This window comes from Rhodobacter sp. Har01, from assembly GCF_020564565.1.
GTDB lineage: Bacteria > Pseudomonadota > Alphaproteobacteria > Rhodobacterales > Rhodobacteraceae > Pseudogemmobacter.
Genome location: NZ_JAJCTD010000052.1, coordinates 1 through 286, shown reverse-complemented (window position 1 = coordinate 286; position 286 = coordinate 1). Strand labels below are relative to the sequence as shown.

The 286-nt window shown below is 68.5% G+C and carries 1 protein-coding gene; it reads left to right on the top strand.

Annotation, left to right across the window (positions count from 1 at the left end; translation table 11 throughout):
• Positions 1-286 (top strand): cadherin-like domain-containing protein (locus tag LHP98_RS19375; RefSeq protein ID WP_227254174.1); only part of this gene is annotated, 286 nt, incomplete at both ends.

The window sequence follows — 286 nt, the reverse complement described above, 5'->3', positions numbered from 1 at the left end:
CGACGGCACCACCTGGGTCACCGCGGGCAGCTTCACCCATGCCATGACGGTGTCGGCGACCGGGGTCTTCGCCTCGAACAGCTCTAACGCCAACGGCTTCACCGCGCTGGTCGACTATTTCGAGACCAGCACCGACCCGATCCAGAACGAGGACGGCAGCATCACCCCGGTGAACCTGCCGCCGGTGGCCGGCGACGATGCGCTGACCACCGCCGAGGACAGCCCGCTGACCTTTGCCGCGGCCACGCTTCTGGGCAACGACAGCGACCCCAACGGCACCGCGCTG